Here is a 15,361-nt window from a genome sequence, read left to right on the forward strand (position 1 = left end):
TGGGGCAAGAGGTGGGGGTTGGCGCGGGCGAAGCGTTCCACGCCCCTCAGGGAGTCCACGCGGGAAAGAAAAGCCACCAGGATGAGGGCCAGGAGGCCCCAAAGGGGGTACTGCCGGTTGCGGGCCCGGGGGTCGGGGATCTGGGACAGGGCTTCGCGCAGGGTCATGCCCCCTCTTTACTCCAGGAGCCGCATATAGGTCAAGTCTGTCCGTCACGCCAAGGGCCAGAGGCTGGTGTACCTCACCGCCTACGACTACCCCACGGCCCGCCTAGCTGAGCGGGCTGGGGTGGACGCCATCCTGGTGGGGGATTCCCTGGGCATGGTGGTGCTGGGCTATTCCTCCACGGTTCCCGTGAGCCTGGAGGAGATGCTCCACCACACCAAGGCGGCCCGGCGGGGGGCCCCGGACACCTTCTTGGTGGCGGACCTGCCCTATCTTTCCTATGCCACCCTGGATCGGGCCCTTTTCGCCGCCGAGCGGCTTCTCAAGGAAGGCGGGGCGGATGCGGTGAAGCTGGAGGGTGGGGAGGAGGTGGCGGAGATCGTCTTCGGGCTCAGCCGGGCGGGGGTGCCGGTCCTGGGCCACGTGGGCCTCACCCCCCAGACGGCGAGCCAGCTTGGGGGCTACAGGCTGCAGGGGAGGCGCCCCGAGGAGGCCGAGCGCATCCTCAAAGGGGCCATGGCCCTCGAGGAGGCGGGGGCTTACGGGGTGGTGCTGGAGATGGTGCCCAAGGACCTGGCCAAGGAGATCACGGAACGGCTATCCATCCACACCGTGGGCATCGGAGCCGGCTCCCACACGGACGCCCAGATTCTGGTCTTCCACGACGTGGTGGGGCTTTACGGGGAGTTCAAGCCCCGGTTCGTGAAGCGGTATCTGGAGGGGGAAAGGCTCTTCCTCGAGGCCCTATCCCAGTACGTGCAGGAGGTGCGGGAGGGCGTGTTCCCCTCTGACGAGCACAGCTTCTAGGGGTAGGGTTTCCTCCCGCCCGGGCTTTTTATTTGCCCCAAGCGTTTGGAGATGGTCTATACTTTTGCAGGAGGGCGCTTTGGATATGGAAGGGCCTATGCCCTCGCACCCCGGATCTTTGATCCGCAGGCTCCTCCTTGCCCTACGCCAGGTGTTCCAGGCGGCCCCGCGGGAGGCGGCCTTACTTTTGGGCCTTCTCGCCCTGGGCGGGCTCCTTCCGGTTGCGGTGCTGGGTCTCACCCGCACTCTGGTGGACGGCCTGGCGCGGGAACTGGGAAGGGGATCCCTCACCCTGGACCTGTTCTGGCCCCTGGCAGGGCTTGCCCTGGCCTTCGCCCTGGATTTTCTGCTGGTGCCCTGGGTGGCCTTTCTGCAGGGGGCGGTCAACGAAAAGCTCACGGCCAGGGTGCACCTCTTGCTGATGGAAAAGGCTGCGGGCCTTCCCGACCTGACGCCCTTTGAGAACCCCAGCTTCCACGACGAGCTTCAGGTGCTGCGGGACCAGGCACCGTACCAGCCCCTAAACCTGCTGGTTTTTCTCGGCAACGCCTTCCGCCAGGGGATCACGGTGGCGGGGGTATTGGGGTTGCTCTTCAGCCTGGCCCCGGTATTCCCCCTGCTGTTGCTTGCGGGTAGCCTACCCCAGGCCCTCCTCACCTTTCGGTTGCAAAAGGGGGTGTGGGAAGCTCTTCTCTTTGGGGCGCCCGAGGCCCGGCGGATGCGCTACTTCGCCGAGGCCCTTCTGAGCCCGGAAGGAGCCAAGGAGGTCCGGCTTTATGGCCTGTTGCCCTTCTTCCGGGGGCGGTATCTGGAGGCCTTTTGGCGGTTGCACCGGGCCTTGTGGCGGGCCCGGGGACGGCAGGCCCTGGGGGCCAGCGGTTTGGTGCTGGGAAGCACCCTGGCCACCGCCCTGGCCCTGTACTTGGGGTTGCGGCAGGCTCTATTGGGGGCTTCAGGGCTCGGCAGCCTGGTGCTCCTCCTGCAGTCGGTGGGGACCTTGCAGCAGAACCTCTACGGCCTGATCCAGGATGGGGGGATGCTGTACGAAAGCCTCCTCTACTTTGAGCGGCTTGAGGCCTTCCTGGCCTTACCTCCCGCCTTGGCTCAGACTGCTTCCAAGGCGGTGCAAGGTTTCGAGGAGATTCGCTTTGAAAACGTGGGCTTCGTCTACCCCGGGGGCCGGCGGGCCCTCGAGGGCGTCTCCTTCACCATCCGGCGGGGGGAGCGGCTGGCCCTGGTGGGGGAAAACGGTGCGGGCAAGACCACCTTGGTCAAGCTCCTTCTCCGCTTCTATGACCCCACGGAGGGCCGCATCCTGGTGGACGGGGTGGACCTCAGGGAGCTGGACCTTGACGCCTGGCGCCGCCTGGTTTCCGCGGTCTTCCAGGACTATGGCCGCTATGCCCTTACCCTGCGGGAGAACATCGCCTTAGGGGACTTGGAGGCCCTTTCCGACGAGGGACGCCTGTGGGAGGCGGCCAAGGCGGGAGGGGCCTTGGAACTCCTGGAGCGGCTCGGGTTGGAGGCCCTGCTCTCCAAGGCCTTCGGGGGCACGGAGCTCTCCTTAGGCGAGTGGCAGCGCGTGGCCCTCTCCCGTGCTTTTTTTCGTGGGGGCGAACTTCTCGTGCTGGATGAGCCCACGGCCTCCCTGGACCCCAAGGAGGAGGCCCATCTCTACCGGCGGTTTGCCGAGCTTTCCCGCGGCAGGACCGTCCTCCTCATCACCCACCGCCTGGGCTCCGTGCAGATGGCGGACCGGATCCTGGTCCTGCAAAAGGGGCGCCTGGTGGAGGAAGGAACCCACGAGGAGCTCCTGGGGCGGGCTGGGGTCTATGCGGAGCTCTGGCGCTTGCAGGCCGGGCTCTACCGGTCCGATGGGGATGCCTTGGGTTCTGGGGTAGGGGCTTAAAGGACGGGCTGCCCCCAAAACAAAGCCAGGCCACCGGTGCCGTCGGCGGGCTGGAAAGCCTGTGGGAGCGTTCTTCAGGGGGGATTCTTCCAGGCGTTTCCTGGTGGGCTTGACGGGCTTGTTGAAAATGGATTAGCGTTATTGTGTGTTGGCCCTCGAGGTCCAGGACCTGTCCGTGCGCTTTGGGGAGTTCAGGGCCCTGGAGGGCGTCAGCCTGAAGGTGCCAGAGGGAGCCTTCGTGGCCATCGTGGGCCCCAACGGGGCGGGGAAGAGCACCCTCTTGAAGGCCATCCTGGGCCTTGTGCCCTTCCGGGGCGAGGTCAGGGTTTTGGGGCGTTCCTTGAGGGAAACCGATCCCCTGTGGTTCGGCTACGTGCCCCAGATCAAGACCTTTGACCGCTCCTTCCCGGCGCTTTCCCTGGAACTGGTGGCCACGGGTCTGAGGCGGCGCTGGCCCTTCCGCCTGTCCCCCTGGGAAAGGGAGGAAGCCCTTTCCGCCTTAAGGCGGGTGGGGGCGGAGGCACTGGCCTTCCGCCCCTTGGGCCGGCTTTCCGGGGGGCAGCTCCAACGGGTCTACCTGGCCCGGGCCCTCATCCGCCGGCCGAGGATCCTCCTTTTGGATGAGCCCGCCACCGGGGTGGACCGGGTGGGGGAGGTGGACCTCTACCGGTACCTGGAGGCCTACCAGGAGGAATCGGGGGCTACGGTGCTCATGATCACCCACGACTGGGAGGCCGCCCACCATGCCAGCCACGTCCTGGTGATGAACCGCAGGGTGGTGGGGTTTGGTCCGCCGGAGCGGGCCCTCACCGAGGAGTGCCTGCGCCAGGCCTTTGGACACCTGGGCCATGCCCACGGGCTGTACCTGGGGGGTGGGCATGCTTGACGCCCTGGGTTATCCCTTTTTCCAGAGGGCCCTCCTCGCAGGGCTTTTGGTGAGCCTTCTTTCCGGATTGCTCTCCCCCTTCGTGGTGCAAAGGCGGCTTTCCTTCCTGGGGGATGGGCTTGCCCACGCCGCCTTCGCCGGGGTGGCCTTGGGGCTTTTCCTAAGGGGGGAGCCCCTTTGGTTTGCCCTGCCCTTCACCTTTCTGGTGGCCATGGCCATCACCCTGGTGAAGGAGAAGACCGAGCTTTCCGAGGACACCGCCATCGGGGTCTTCTTCGCCCTCTCCGTGGCCCTGGGGGCGGTCTTCCTCTCCAAGGCCCGGGGGTATGTGGGGGACGCCATGGGCTACCTCTTCGGCTCCCTTCTGGCGGTGGGGCCCGCGGACCTTTGGGCCATGGTCCTCCTCCTCTTCCTGGCCCTCTTCCTCCTTCCCCTGTGGGGGCCCTTGGCCTACGCCACCTTTGACCGGGAACTGGCCCTTTCCGACCGGGTGCCGGTGGTTCTCCACGACTACCTCCTTTCCGGCTTCCTTGCCGTGAGCCTGGTGCTGGCGGTGAAGGTGGTTGGGATTATTCTGGTGGCGGCCTTTTTGGTGATCCCCGGGGCGGCGGCCAGGCTCTTGAGCCGCACCTTTGCCGGGCTCACCCTTCTTTCCCTCCTCCTGGCCTCCTTTTCCACGCTGCTTGGCCTTTTCCTCTCCTTCCTCCTGGACTGGCCCAGCGGGGCCAGCATCGTGCTTCTGCAGGCGGCCTTGTTTGGCCTGGCCTTCGTGAAAACCGTATTTTCCGTGAGGAAATAAAGCCTTTGCGCTATACTGGGGGCATGTGGGTGTCCACGAAGGCCCAATATGGCCTCAGGGCCCTGGTGGAGATCGGCCTCAAGGCCCCGGAGGCGGTGCCCCTTAAGGAGGTGGCGGAGGCCCAGGGCATCAGCCAGCACTACCTGGAGCAGATCGCCGCCCAGCTTAGGCGCTCCGGGTTCATCCGCTCCGTGCGGGGGGCCAGGGGGGGTTACCGCCTGGCCCGTCCCCCCGAGAGGGTGACGGCCCTCGAGGTGGTGGAGGCCCTCGAGGGCAGCCTGGCCCCGGTTTCCTGCATCGAGGACCCGGAGTCCTGCGCCAAGGTGGGGCAGTGCTCCACCGAGCTCCTTTGGAAGCGGGTGGATCTGGCCATGCGCCAGGTCCTGGGGAGCACCACCTTGAAGGACCTCATTGAGGAGCGGAAGCTCATCGAGGCCAAGCGCTTGATCCAGCTCCAGCCCGCAGGCTAGGCAAGCGGACTTGGGAAGGGCTGCCAGGGCTTGTCCCTGGCAAAGGGAATGGAGGGCAAGGAGGAAACCTTGGCTTTGGTCTATCTGGACTACGCGGCCACCACGCCCCTGGATCCCGAGGTCCAGCAGGCGATGCGCGAGGTGGAGGGAATCTTCGGCAACCCGAGCAGCATCCACCGCTTTGGCCAGGAAGCCAGAAGGGTGCTGGAGGGAGCCCGGGAGCGGATCGCAAGCCTCCTGGGGATGCGCCCCAGGGAGGTGGTCTTTACCGGTTCGGGTTCCGAGGCGGATGCCCTGGCGCTTTTGGGGGTGGCCTTGGCCAAGGGGAAGGGGCATGTGGTGAGCACGGAGGTGGAGCACTCCGCGGTCCTGGGGGCCTTGCGGCTCCTTGAGCGCCTGGGCTTTGCCGTGACCCGGCTCAGGCCCGATCGCTTGGGCCTGGTTTACCCGGAGCAGGTGGAGGAGGCCCTGAGGCCCGACACCATCCTGGTGAGCGTCATAGCCGCCAACAACGAGCTCGGCACCCTCTACCCCATCCGGGAGATGGTCGAGATCGCCCACGCCCACGGGGCCCTTTTCCACACCGATGCCGTGCAGGCCGTGGGCCAGGTGCCTTTCCGGGTGGATGAGGTGGAGGCGGACCTGGTTTCCCTAAGCGCCCACAAGTTCTATGGGCCGAAGGGGATTGGAGCCCTTTTGGTGCGCCAGGGGGTGGACCTCTTTCCCCTGGTGCCGGGCAAGCAGGAGGGGGGAAGACGGGGGGGCACGCAAAGCCCAGTCCTGGCCCATGGGATGGCGGTGGCCCTGGAGAAGGCCTTAAGGCTCTTGCCGGAGGAGTCCTCCCGGCTTCTCGCCTTGAGGCGGCGCCTCGAGGCGGGCTTGCTTTCCGTGGAAGGGGTGGAGCTCAACGGCCATCCCGAGCGCCGCCTGCCCAAGCTGGTCAACGTGACGGTGAAGGGCGCGGATGGGGAGGCCTTGCTTCTCGCCATGGACCTCATGGGGGTGGCGGTTTCCTCGGGCTCGGCCTGTTCGGCGGGGAGCCTCGAGCCCTCCCATGTCCTCCTGGCCATCGGACGCTCCCCGAGGGAAGCCCGGGCCTCCTTGCGCTTCTCCCTGGGACGCTACACCACGGAGGCCGAGGTGGACCGGGCGGTGGAGGTCTTCAGGGAGGCGGTGGCCCGGGCGCGGGCCTAAAGCTAAGGCTGCCTTTTGGCAAACTCCTCGCGGAGTTCCCGCCTGAGGATCTTCCCCACGCTGGTTTTGGGCAGGCTGTCCCGGAACTGGATGATGCGGGGGACCTTGTAGGCGGCGAGGTTTTGCCGGCAGAAGGCTTCGATGTCCTTTTCCGTGACCTTGCCCTTATACCCTTCCTTGAGGACGAGGAAGGCGGCCACGGTTTCCCCGCGGTAGGGGTCGGGTACGCCCACCACGGCGGCTTCCTGGACGGCTTCGTGCTGGTAGAGGACCTCTTCCACCTCGCGGGGGTAGATGTTGTAGCCGCCGGCGATGATCATGTCCTTTTTGCGGTCCACGATGTAGAAGTAGCCGTCCTGGTCCATACGGGCCATGTCCCCGGTGAAGAGCCAGCCGTCCTTGAGGGCTTTTTGGGTTTCCTCTGGGCGGTTCCAGTAGCCCTTCATGATGTTGGGGCCTTTGACGACGAGTTCGCCCACCTCTCCCATGGGGACTTCCTTGCCCTCCTCGTCCACCACCTTGGCGTCCACGCTGGGCAGGGGCATACCGATGGAGCCCTTTTTGATCTCCCCCTGGACAGGGTTGGAGTGGGTCACGGGGCTTGCCTCGGAGAGGCCGTAGCCCTCGATGAGCCGGGCCCCGGTGATCTCCTCAAAGCGCTTGGCCACCTCCACCGGCAGGGGAGCGGCTCCGGAGAGGCAGATGCGGATGCTCTTTACGTTCCGTTTCTCGATTCCCGGGAAGTGGTTGAAGGCCACGTAGAGGGTGGGCACCCCGGGGAAGTGGGTGACCTGGTGCTTTTCAATGGCCTCCACGATGGCGTGGATCTCCGGCCTGGGCAGGAGGACGATCTTGTAACCGGAGTAGATGCCGTAGTTCATGGCCACGGTCATGCCGTAGACGTGGAAAAAGGGCAGGGCTCCCAGCATCACCCCTTTGCCCAGGAGTTCCTTGGAGGTGGAGTCCCAGGCGTCGATCTGCAGGACGTTGGCCACCAGGTTCCGGTGGGTGAGCATGGCGCCCTTGGAGATGCCCGTGGTGCCCCCTGTGTACTGCAAAAGGGCCAGGTCCTCGGGATCAGCGGGATGGGGGGTGGCGGGGGGATGCCTCAGGAGGTCCGAGAAGGCGTGGAATCCTTCCCGTTTAGGAAAGCCCAGGGGTAGCTTGTCCCGCTTCGCCTTTAAGGGGTAAAGGAGGTTTTTGGGGAAGGGGAGGAAGTCCTTGATGCCCGTGACCACGGTGCGCTTCACCGGGGTTTCCCCCTCCACCTCCAGGAAGCGGGGCAGGAGGTGGTCCAGGATGACCAGGGTTTCCGCCCCCGAGTCCTTGAGCTGGTGCCTTAGCTCCCTTGGGGTGTAGAGGGGGTTCACGTTGACTCCCACGCCCCCCGCCAGAAGGGTTCCGTAGAAGGCGATGACGAACTGGGGGGTGTTGGGGAGCATGATGGCCACCCGGTCGCCAGGCTTCACCCCCAGGGCCTTAAGCCCCTCGGCGAAGCGCCGGGATTTCTCCCATAGCTCCGCATAGGTAAGGGTTTTCCCCAGGAACTCTAAGGCGATGTGGTGCGAGTAACGCTGGGCAGCGTCTTCCAGGAATCGCCACAGGGGGATGGGGGGTACCTCCACCTCGTGCGGCACACCGGGGTCATAGTGGGCGAGCCAGGGCTTGGCGCTGACTTGGTCCATACCTTACCTCCTTCGCCCCGAGCTTATCAAAAACTTTATACCGCGTTCAAGACCATGGGCCGGTGTAGCATGGATAAGGAGGTTTCCTATGCGCTTCCGCGACCGCAGGCACGCTGGGGCTCTTCTGGTGGAAGCCCTAAAGCCCTTGGGTCTAGAACGCCCTGTGGTTTTGGGCATCCCTCGAGGCGGGGTGGTGGTGGCGGATGAGGTGGCCAAAGGCCTGGGGGGGGAGCTGGATGTGGTCCTGGTGCGCAAGGTGGGGGCTCCGGGAAATCCGGAGTTCGCCCTGGGGGCGGTGGGGGAAAAGGGGGGCATGGTCTTGAAGCCCTATGCCCTCCAGTACGCCGACCAAAGCTACCTGGAGCGGGAAGCGGCCAGGCAGAAGGACGTGATCCGCAAGCGGGCCGAGCGCTACCGGAAGGTGAGGCCAAAGGTGCCCCTTGCGGGCCGGGATGTGGTGCTGGTGGACGACGGCATCGCTACCGGTTCCACCATGGAGGCGGCCTTGGCCGTGGTCCTTTCGGAAAAACCCCGGCGGGTGGTGGTGGCGGTGCCCGTGGCCAGCCCGGATGCGGTGGAGGGGCTGAAGGATCAAGCGGAGGTGGTGGTGCTCTCCACCCCACCGGACTTCGCCGCCGTGGGGGCCTACTTCATGGACTTCGGTGAGGTCACCGATGAGGAAGTGGAGGGCCTTTTGCTACAATGGTCGGCATGAAGCCCGTGGTCAAGCAGGGGGCCAGCGTGGAGGCCCGTCCCGTGGAGCGGGGGGAGAAGGCCTTTATCCAGGTGCTCATTGGCCCTGAGGATGGAGCCCCCCACTTCATCACCCGTAAGTTCACCATCCTGCCGGGGGGAAGGATTCCCAAGCACAAGCACCCCAGCATCGAGCACGAGCAGTACGTGCTCTCCGGGCGCATGAAGATCTACCTGGGCGATGAGGTGAGGGAGGTGGCGGCTGGGCAGGCGGTCTACATCCCCCCGGACACGCCCCATGCCTATGTGAACGAGGGGGATGAGCCGGTGGAGTTCCTCTGCGTCATCCCCAAGACCAACGCCTACGCCACCGAGTGGCTGGAGGACTAGGGTTTCTGGGGTCCCCGCTGGGGTGCTCAGCCCCAGCGGGGTTTTCTAGGCGCGCACCTCTTGCCGCTGGAAGGCCACGTAGGCCAGGGTGAAGAGGAGGATCACCAGAGCCATGAGCCCGGTGAGCTGGGGCCAGATCAGGAGGAGGCTTTGGGAGAGGGGAAGGGGGGTTCCCAGCACCGCTCCCTCCAGCTGGGTGATGAGGATGGGGCCCAAGGAGCGCACCGCCGGGTTAAGCACAGCGGTGAGGGTTTCCGCGTAGAGGGTGTTGGGGGAGAGGCGGGAGATCCAAAGGGCCAGGTTGGCCTGCCTGAGCTGGCTTTCCGGGTCAAAGGGGTCGGCCTGAAGGAGAAGAGCGCTTGCCGCCAGGTCGGTGAGGATGGGGAAGAAGACGGCGAAGAAGAGCCAGACCCCGATGGCGGCTAGGGCGGCGGTGGCCGGCTGGCGAAAGAGGACGGAGAAGAGGAGGCCCAAGGCCAGCCAGAAGCCCGCATAGGCCAAGGTGGCCAGGAGGAAGAGGAAGGCCCGGGCCATCTCCTCGCCTCCGGGGGGCACTCCCAGGGTGAAGAGGCCCAGGCCCACCACCAGGAGGAAGAGAGCGGTGAGAAGCACGGCCAGGGTGCCGAGCCCCGCCAGGAACTTGCCGAAGAGGAGGGCGTCCCGGTAGATGGGCTGGGAGAGGATACGGGAAAGCGTTCCCCTGGCGTACTCCCCGTTCACCGCATCGAAGGCCAAGGCAATGGCCGCCAGGGGTACGAAGAAGGAAAGGAAGCCCACGAAGGAGGGCAGGGGGTCCTGAGCGGTGGTGAGGAGCTTCAGGTAGAGGTAAGGGTCCTCCCCCACGGTCTGGCGCAGGGTCTGGGTGCCGGTGTACACGGCGGCCAGGGCGGACAGGAGGATCAACCCCTCCAGAATGCGCATCCTCAAGCCCGTGAGGTGGTCGGCCATCTCCTTGAAGAAAACCGCCCAAAGCCCGGTCCAGGGGGAGCCTTCACGCCGCATGGGCCACCTCCTTGAAGTAGTGGGCGTAGACCTCGTCCAGGCTGGGACGGCGGAGGGAGAGGCTTAGAAGCTCGCCGTGTTCCACGGCTATCCGGGCCAGCTCCGGCCGGAGGTCCCGGCTGGAGAGAATCCGGTACCGCCCTCCCTCCGCTGCCACCCGGGCCACGCCTTCCAGGCGGCGGAAGGCCTCCTCGAGGCCCGGGCTGGCCTCCACCAGGATCTCGTACCCACCCCCTAAGACCCTTTGCGCCAACTCCTCCACGGTGCCCAAAAGGGCGAGGTGCCCTTTATGGAAAAGCCCCACCCGGTCGCAGACCTCCTGGACCTGGTGCAGGAGGTGGCTGGAGAGGAGGATGGTGATGCCCTCCGCCTTCAGGCCCTTGATGAGCTCCAGAAACTCCCGGGCGGCCTCGGGGTCCAGGCCCAGGGTGGGCTCGTCCAGGATGGCCACCTTAGGCCTCTTCAAAAGCACCTCCGCAAGCCCGAGGCGCTGCCGCATCCCCCGGCTGAAGGCGGAAACCCGCCGGTCCCGCACCTCCCAGAGGCCCATGCGCTTGAGCACCTCCTCTATACGGGCCCTGGCCTCGGCCTCGGGGAGGCCCAAAAGGCGGGTGGTGTAGCGCAGGTTCTCCCAGGCGGTGAGCTCCCCGTAAAACCCCACCTGGTCGGGGAGGTAGCCCACCTGGCTCTTCACCTTCAAGGGTTCCCGCATGGGATCCAATCCCAGCACCCGGGCCTCGCCCCGGGTGGGTTCGGTGAGGCCCAGGAGCATGAGGATGGTGGTGGTCTTCCCCGAGCCGTTAGGCCCCAGGAGGCCGAAGACCTCCCCTTCCTGCACCTCCAGGTTCAGGTCCTCCACGGCCACCACCCGCCCGTAGCGCTTGGTGAGGCCATGGGTTTCGATGACCGCCATGCTACCTCCGGCCGAAGCGGTTCACGGCGAAGCCCAGGACCAGAAGGGCCACGGCCATGATGCCCACCCCCACCAGGCCCCAGAGGCTGGAGCGCACCACGGTGGCCCGGTAATCCAGGCTCTCGGAAAGGCCATCGGACCCGGAAAGGCTGAGGGTCACCATGTAGTCCCCCGTCACCGCCTTGGGGGAGGGCTTGATGCGGGCGGTTACCTCCTGCTCCTGGCCGGGGTCCAGGGCGTCCAGCTTATCCGGCTCAAACTTCACCTCCCAGCCCGAGGGCTCCATGGCGCTGAAGGACAGGTTCTTGGCCGGGGCGCTACCCTCGTTCTTCACCACAAGCTTCACCGCATTTTCCCGGCCCGCCACCACCTGTCCGGAAAGCCGCCCCTCCTTGGTGGTGAAGCGCACATCGGGCCGGCCCGTGACCTCGAGGGTCAAGGCCAGTTCCGCCTTGGCTTCCCCGGCGGCTGCCCTCAAGGTGAGGCCGTAGGTGTCCGCCTTGGTGTCCTTGGGCAGGGAAACCTCCACGTCCAGGTCCTTGCTCTCCCCGGCCTTGATGGGCAGGCTGGTCACCTGCTGGCTGGAGAAGGCGGGGGTGAAGGTCACCTGCCAACCCTTGGGGGCCTCGTACTCCAGGGAGACCAATAGGTCGCGGTCGGACTCGTTTTTCAGGGTCACCCGGTAGCGGAAGGAGCTGGTGGGAGGACCCTTGAGGATGGGGAGCTCCGCCTCGAGGCTAAGCCTCTGGGGCAGGCCCTGCCCCACCACCAGGCCGATGGGAAGGCTGGCGGTATGGCCAAGCCCCTCAGCCCGCACCAGGAAGCGGTAGGTGCCGGGCTTCACCTCCTTGGGAGGCTGGAGGCGAAGGGTAAGGGTAGCCTCCCCGTCGGGGGCCAGGTAGACCGCCCGCACCAGGCGACCCCCGCCGATGAGGCTGGCCTGCCAGCCTTGCGGGGCCTCGGCCACCTGGACCCGCACCACCCCGGGGGGAAGGCCATAGTTTTTGAGGGTGAGGGTCAGGTTGACGCTCTCCCCGGGTTGCACCCCGATCTCCGGATAGGAGGTGCCTAGGGAAAGACCGCGAAAGCCCTGGGCTTGGGCTAAGGCCACGCCGAATCCCAGAAGAACCAGGGTGAGTAGCTTGCGCACCATACCTAAGCCTCCTCCTATAAGCTAGAGAGGAAGGATGAGTCCAAAATGAAAACCCCGGGGCAAGCCCGGGAAAGGGGGGCAGTTTTCCTAGCTCACCCGGGCCTCGAGGTACTCCCGCTCCCCCAGGACGATCTTCCGGGCCAGCTCGGGGTCCTTGGGAAACTCCTTGCCCCGGTTGATCATGTAGGTTTCGTAGCGGCCGATCTCGAAAACCGCGGTGAGCTTCCTCAGCACCTGGGCCATGTCAAAGGCCTTGCAGGAGAAGATGTCGATGGAAAGGAAGCGCTTTTTGGGGAAGGTGTGGATGGCGATGTGGCTTTCGGCGATGATCACCACCCCGGTCACCCCGTCCTCCCCCTCGGGGCCGTAGCTGTAGACGAAGGGGGGAAGCACCTTGGTCATCTCCATCTCCTCGGGGAGCTCGTCCAGAACGCGGCGCACCAGCTCGGCGTCCCGGAGCTTTTCGGGATTGGCGTCGTAGCCGTCCACCATCAGATGCGGTCCGAATCCAAAGAGTTCCATCCTGACCACCTCCTTCCCGTGCCCCCCGGGGTATCCCCCCGCGGCACGCCCCCCATTATGCCCCCCCCTCCCCCCCCTGTCAATACCTTGTCCCCTGGCGGGAAAACCCCCTTTTGCTCCCCCTGGGGGTGGCCCCGGGGAAGGGGGGAAGGGGAGGTGGAGGGAAGCTCCCTTCCATGCGCCTCTTATACGGGGATGGGGTATGGATGGGGAGGAAATAAGCCCCAGACGGTGGTTTCCTTAAGAAAGGTGGTATGATATCCCCGGCAAGGAGGTGCCATGTACAGGGGAAGAGAAGGGCAGTGGGCGTTTTACCTGCACCGGATCTCGGGCCTGGGCATTCTGGTCTTCCTCATGCTCCACGTGGCCAACATCGCAAGCGCCATGTGGGGCCCGGAGGTGTCCAACGCTCTCATGAAGTTCTACCACCAGCCGGTTTTCCAGATAGGGCTTCTTCTTCTCATCGCCGGGGTGCTTTACCACGGGTTCAACGGGCTCAGGATCATCCTCATGGACTTCACCGCCTGGGGGGTGCGCTACCAGCGGCAGCTTTGGTACGGGGTCTGGGTTCTTTTCGTGATCTTCTACCTTCCCTTCCTTTTGAAGATCGGAGGGGGCATCCTGGGAGGTAGCCATGGCGATTAAGTCCAAGCGTTATGAGGAAGCCCGCCTCGAGGCCAGCACCAACCTGGAGCTTTACTGGTGGGTCTTCATGCGCATCTCCGGGGTGGTGTTGGTCTTCCTGCTCATCGGCCACATGTGGATGAACGCCGTCATCACCGACCTCAACAGCATTGACTACGAGTACGTGGCCAAGAGACTTTCCCAGACCACCTGGAAGATCTACGACCTTTTGATCCTGGCCTTGGGCCTCTTGCACGGGGCCAACGGGCTTAGGTATGTGCTGGACGACTGGATTCGGAACCCGTCCAGGCGCTTCTGGACCAAGGTGGTGCTCTACAGCCTCATCGCCTTTCTTTTCTTCCTGGGGAGCCTTTCCCTTCTCAATCACGATTTCGGGGTGAACTAGTATGGCGCACAGACACGAGGTCATCGTGGTAGGCGCAGGTGGAGCGGGCCTGGCTACGGCCCTCTATGCGGCCAGGGAAGGTGCGGACGTGGCGGTGGTCACCAAGCTCTACCCCACGCGAAGCCACACGGGGGCGGCCCAGGGAGGGATAGGGGCGGCCTTGGGCAACGTGGAGGAGGACCACTGGGAGTGGCACATGTTCGACACGGTGAAGGGAGGGGACTACCTCACCGACCAGGATGCCGCCGAGGTCTTTGCCAAGGAGGTGATCGAGGCGGTCCTGGAGCTGGAGCACATGGGCCTTCCCTTTGACCGGCTCCCAAACGGCAAGATCGCCCAGCGCCGCTTTGGCGGCCACACCAAGGACTGGGGCAAGGCCCCGGTGCACCGAGCGGCCCACGCCGCCGACCGCACCGGGCACATGATCCTCCAGACCCTTTACCAGCAGTGCGTGAAGCACAACATCACCTTCTACAACGAGTTCCACGTCACCGATGTCATCGTTGAGGACGGGGTGGCCAAGGGTCTGGTGGCCTACGAGCTGGCCACGGGGGAGCTTCACCTCTTCCAGGCCAAGGCCATCGTCATCGCCTCGGGGGGCTTTGGCCGCATCTACAAGGTGACCTCCAACGCCTACACCCTCACCGGGGACCTGCAGGCCATCCTCTACCGCAAGGGGCTTCCCCTCGAGGACATGGAGTTCTACCAGTTCCACCCCACGGGGCTTTACCCCCTGGGCATCCTCCTCACCGAGGGGGCCAGGGGGGAGGGGGGCATCCTGAGGAACGCCCTGGGGGAGCGCTTCATGGAGCGCTACGCCCCCACCATCAAGGACCTGGCTCCCAGGGACATGGTTTCCCGGGCCATGTACCTGGAGGTGCGGGAGGGCCGGGGGGTGGGCCCCAAGAAGGACCACGTGCTCCTGGACCTCACCCACCTGCCTCCCGAGGTCATCGAGAAGAAGCTTCCCGACATCACCGAGTTCAGCCGCATCTACCTGGGGGTGGACCCCTTGAAGGAGCCGGTGCCGGTGATGCCCACCGCCCACTACGCCATGGGGGGGATTCCCACCACCCTCTGGGGCCAGGTCATCCGGGACGAGAACAACACCGTGGTGCCCGGGCTTTACGCCGCCGGGGAAGCGGCTTGCGTGAGCCTGCACGGGGCCAACCGCCTGGGGACCAACTCCTTGGGGGATCTGGTGGTCTTTGGCCGGCGCGCCGGGATCCATGCGGCCCGCTTCGCCAAGGATGCCGACTACCACGAGCTCACCGAGGAGCACCTGGGCGAAAGCCGCGAGCGCATTGAGCGCATCAAAAACTCCACGGGCAAGGAGAAGGTGGCGGCGCTCCGGGCCGAGCTCCAGCAAACCATGATGGACAACGCCTCCGTCTTCCGCACCGGGGAGCTCTTGGCCAAGCAGGTGGAGATCCTGAAGGAGCTCATGGACCGCTACCGGAACATCTCCATTGACGACAAGGGGGATGCCTACAACACCGAGCTGGTGGAGGCCCTGGAGCTTGGGTATCTCCTCGAGGTTTCCGAGGCCCTGGTGCACTCCGCTTTGAACCGCACCGAGTCCCGCGGGGCCCATGCCCGGGAGGACTACCCCGAGCGGGACGATGCCAACTGGCTCAAGCACACCCTGGCCTACAAGGTGGCCGACGGCAAGGTGACCTTCCGCTACAAGCCCGTGGTCCTGGGCCGCTTTGAGCCCAAGGCCCGCACCTACTAGGAGGCGCC

At 65.4% G+C, this 15,361-nt stretch carries 16 protein-coding genes and 1 pseudogene; 11 read left to right on the forward strand and 6 right to left on the reverse strand.

What is annotated here, in order from left to right:
* A partial coding sequence (locus tag AC27GT_RS03580) for a transposase family protein (protein WP_487223479.1) occupies positions 1-167 on the reverse strand: 167 nt, incomplete at its 3' end.
* Positions 168-198: 31 nt separating this feature from the next.
* Here AC27GT_RS03580 and panB point away from each other — a divergent pair.
* The 6 genes and pseudogenes from panB to AC27GT_RS03610 form a co-directional block, all read left to right on the forward strand.
* Positions 199-972 (forward strand): annotated as a pseudogene (gene panB / locus AC27GT_RS03585) (3-methyl-2-oxobutanoate hydroxymethyltransferase); the annotation flags it as partial.
* Between the two features lie 97 nt (positions 973-1,069).
* Complete coding sequence (locus AC27GT_RS03590; protein WP_049775651.1) at positions 1,070-2,881, forward strand: ABC transporter ATP-binding protein; 1,812 nt, start codon at positions 1,070-1,072, stop codon at positions 2,879-2,881.
* A gap of 145 nt (positions 2,882-3,026) precedes the next feature.
* Positions 3,027-3,767, forward strand: a complete 741-nt coding sequence (locus AC27GT_RS03595; protein WP_015717789.1) for a metal ABC transporter ATP-binding protein — start codon at positions 3,027-3,029, stop codon at positions 3,765-3,767.
* A complete protein-coding gene (locus tag AC27GT_RS03600) occupies positions 3,760-4,566 on the forward strand; it encodes a metal ABC transporter permease (RefSeq protein WP_015717788.1) in 807 nt (268 codons plus the stop codon). Before AC27GT_RS03595 ends, AC27GT_RS03600 begins: the two co-directional genes overlap by 8 nt.
* A gap of 23 nt (positions 4,567-4,589) precedes the next feature.
* Positions 4,590-5,036, forward strand: a complete 447-nt coding sequence (locus AC27GT_RS03605; protein WP_038041747.1) for an RrF2 family transcriptional regulator — start codon at positions 4,590-4,592, stop codon at positions 5,034-5,036.
* Positions 5,037-5,084: 48 nt separating this feature from the next.
* Positions 5,085-6,230 (forward strand): cysteine desulfurase family protein, encoded by a 1,146-nt coding sequence (locus AC27GT_RS03610; protein ID WP_041438622.1) that lies wholly within the window; start codon positions 5,085-5,087, stop codon positions 6,228-6,230.
* 2 nt (positions 6,231-6,232) lie between these two features.
* Here the strand turns inward: AC27GT_RS03610 and AC27GT_RS03615 are convergent, their stop codons facing one another.
* Positions 6,233-7,915 carry a long-chain-fatty-acid--CoA ligase gene (locus tag AC27GT_RS03615; RefSeq protein WP_015717785.1) on the reverse strand — a complete coding sequence of 561 codons (1,683 nt, stop codon included), beginning with the start codon at positions 7,913-7,915 and terminating at the stop codon, positions 6,233-6,235.
* A gap of 88 nt (positions 7,916-8,003) precedes the next feature.
* On the opposite strand from AC27GT_RS03615, the gene AC27GT_RS03620 reads away from it, so the two are divergent.
* A complete protein-coding gene (locus AC27GT_RS03620; RefSeq protein WP_015717784.1) occupies positions 8,004-8,630 on the forward strand; it encodes a phosphoribosyltransferase in 627 nt (208 codons plus the stop codon).
* Entirely contained in the window at positions 8,618-8,998 is a 381-nt protein-coding gene (locus AC27GT_RS03625; RefSeq protein WP_015717783.1) for a cupin domain-containing protein, read from the forward strand. The genes AC27GT_RS03620 and AC27GT_RS03625 overlap by 13 nt, the downstream gene beginning before the upstream one ends.
* Before the next feature lie 45 nt (positions 8,999-9,043).
* Here the strand turns inward: AC27GT_RS03625 and AC27GT_RS03630 are convergent, their stop codons facing one another.
* The 4 genes from AC27GT_RS03630 to speD all read right to left on the reverse strand — a co-directional run bounded on the left by AC27GT_RS03630 (position 9,044) and on the right by speD (position 12,588).
* Positions 9,044-10,000, reverse strand: a complete 957-nt coding sequence (locus AC27GT_RS03630; RefSeq protein ID WP_015717782.1) for an ABC transporter permease — start codon at positions 9,998-10,000, stop codon at positions 9,044-9,046.
* On the reverse strand, positions 9,990-10,913 hold the full coding sequence (locus tag AC27GT_RS03635; RefSeq protein WP_015717781.1) for an ABC transporter ATP-binding protein: 924 nt from the start codon (positions 10,911-10,913) through the stop codon (positions 9,990-9,992). Before AC27GT_RS03635 ends, AC27GT_RS03630 begins: the two co-directional genes overlap by 11 nt.
* Position 10,914: 1 nt before the next feature.
* Positions 10,915-12,066: an NEW3 domain-containing protein gene (locus tag AC27GT_RS03640; RefSeq protein WP_015717780.1), complete on the reverse strand. Its 1,152-nt coding sequence runs from the start codon at positions 12,064-12,066 to the stop codon at positions 10,915-10,917.
* Positions 12,067-12,153: 87 nt separating this feature from the next.
* On the reverse strand, positions 12,154-12,588 hold the full coding sequence (gene speD, locus AC27GT_RS03645; RefSeq protein WP_015717779.1) for an adenosylmethionine decarboxylase: 435 nt from the start codon (positions 12,586-12,588) through the stop codon (positions 12,154-12,156).
* A 279-nt stretch (positions 12,589-12,867) separates the two neighbouring features.
* Here speD and sdhC point away from each other — a divergent pair, with 279 nt between their 5' ends.
* Genes sdhC through sdhA form a run of 3 tightly spaced genes read left to right on the forward strand, consistent with a single transcriptional unit; the run spans position 12,868 to position 15,353 of the window.
* Positions 12,868-13,233, forward strand: a complete 366-nt coding sequence (gene sdhC, locus AC27GT_RS03650; RefSeq protein ID WP_015717777.1) for a succinate dehydrogenase, cytochrome b556 subunit — start codon at positions 12,868-12,870, stop codon at positions 13,231-13,233.
* Positions 13,223-13,618 (forward strand): succinate dehydrogenase hydrophobic membrane anchor subunit, encoded by a 396-nt coding sequence (locus AC27GT_RS03655; protein ID WP_015717776.1) that lies wholly within the window; start codon positions 13,223-13,225, stop codon positions 13,616-13,618. The genes sdhC and AC27GT_RS03655 overlap by 11 nt, the downstream gene beginning before the upstream one ends.
* A 1-nt stretch (position 13,619) precedes the next feature.
* On the forward strand, positions 13,620-15,353 hold the full coding sequence (sdhA, locus tag AC27GT_RS03660) for a succinate dehydrogenase flavoprotein subunit (protein WP_015717775.1): 1,734 nt from the start codon (positions 13,620-13,622) through the stop codon (positions 15,351-15,353).
* Positions 15,354-15,361: the final 8 nt, after the last annotated feature.

This window comes from Thermus sp. KWY1 (assembly GCF_057547025.1).

Coding starts and splice junctions, on each gene's coding strand:
- AC27GT_RS03590 (WP_049775651.1), top strand. CDS start 1,070: ATGCCCTCGCACCCCGGATCTTTGATCCGCAGGCTCCTCCTTGCCCTA.
- AC27GT_RS03600 (WP_015717788.1), top strand. CDS start 3,760: ATGCTTGACGCCCTGGGTTATCCCTTTTTCCAGAGGGCCCTCCTCGCA.
- AC27GT_RS03605 (WP_038041747.1), top strand. CDS start 4,590: ATGTGGGTGTCCACGAAGGCCCAATATGGCCTCAGGGCCCTGGTGGAG.
- AC27GT_RS03610 (WP_041438622.1), top strand. CDS start 5,085: ATGGAGGGCAAGGAGGAAACCTTGGCTTTGGTCTATCTGGACTACGCG.
- AC27GT_RS03615 (WP_015717785.1), bottom strand. CDS start 7,915: ATGGACCAAGTCAGCGCCAAGCCCTGGCTCGCCCACTATGACCCCGGT.
- AC27GT_RS03620 (WP_015717784.1), top strand. CDS start 8,004: ATGCGCTTCCGCGACCGCAGGCACGCTGGGGCTCTTCTGGTGGAAGCC.
- AC27GT_RS03625 (WP_015717783.1), top strand. CDS start 8,618: ATGGTCGGCATGAAGCCCGTGGTCAAGCAGGGGGCCAGCGTGGAGGCC.
- AC27GT_RS03630 (WP_015717782.1), bottom strand. CDS start 10,000: ATGCGGCGTGAAGGCTCCCCCTGGACCGGGCTTTGGGCGGTTTTCTTC.
- AC27GT_RS03635 (WP_015717781.1), bottom strand. CDS start 10,913: ATGGCGGTCATCGAAACCCATGGCCTCACCAAGCGCTACGGGCGGGTG.
- AC27GT_RS03640 (WP_015717780.1), bottom strand. CDS start 12,066: ATGGTGCGCAAGCTACTCACCCTGGTTCTTCTGGGATTCGGCGTGGCC.
- speD (WP_015717779.1), bottom strand. CDS start 12,588: ATGGAACTCTTTGGATTCGGACCGCATCTGATGGTGGACGGCTACGAC.
- sdhC (WP_015717777.1), top strand. CDS start 12,868: ATGTACAGGGGAAGAGAAGGGCAGTGGGCGTTTTACCTGCACCGGATC.
- AC27GT_RS03655 (WP_015717776.1), top strand. CDS start 13,223: ATGGCGATTAAGTCCAAGCGTTATGAGGAAGCCCGCCTCGAGGCCAGC.
- sdhA (WP_015717775.1), top strand. CDS start 13,620: ATGGCGCACAGACACGAGGTCATCGTGGTAGGCGCAGGTGGAGCGGGC.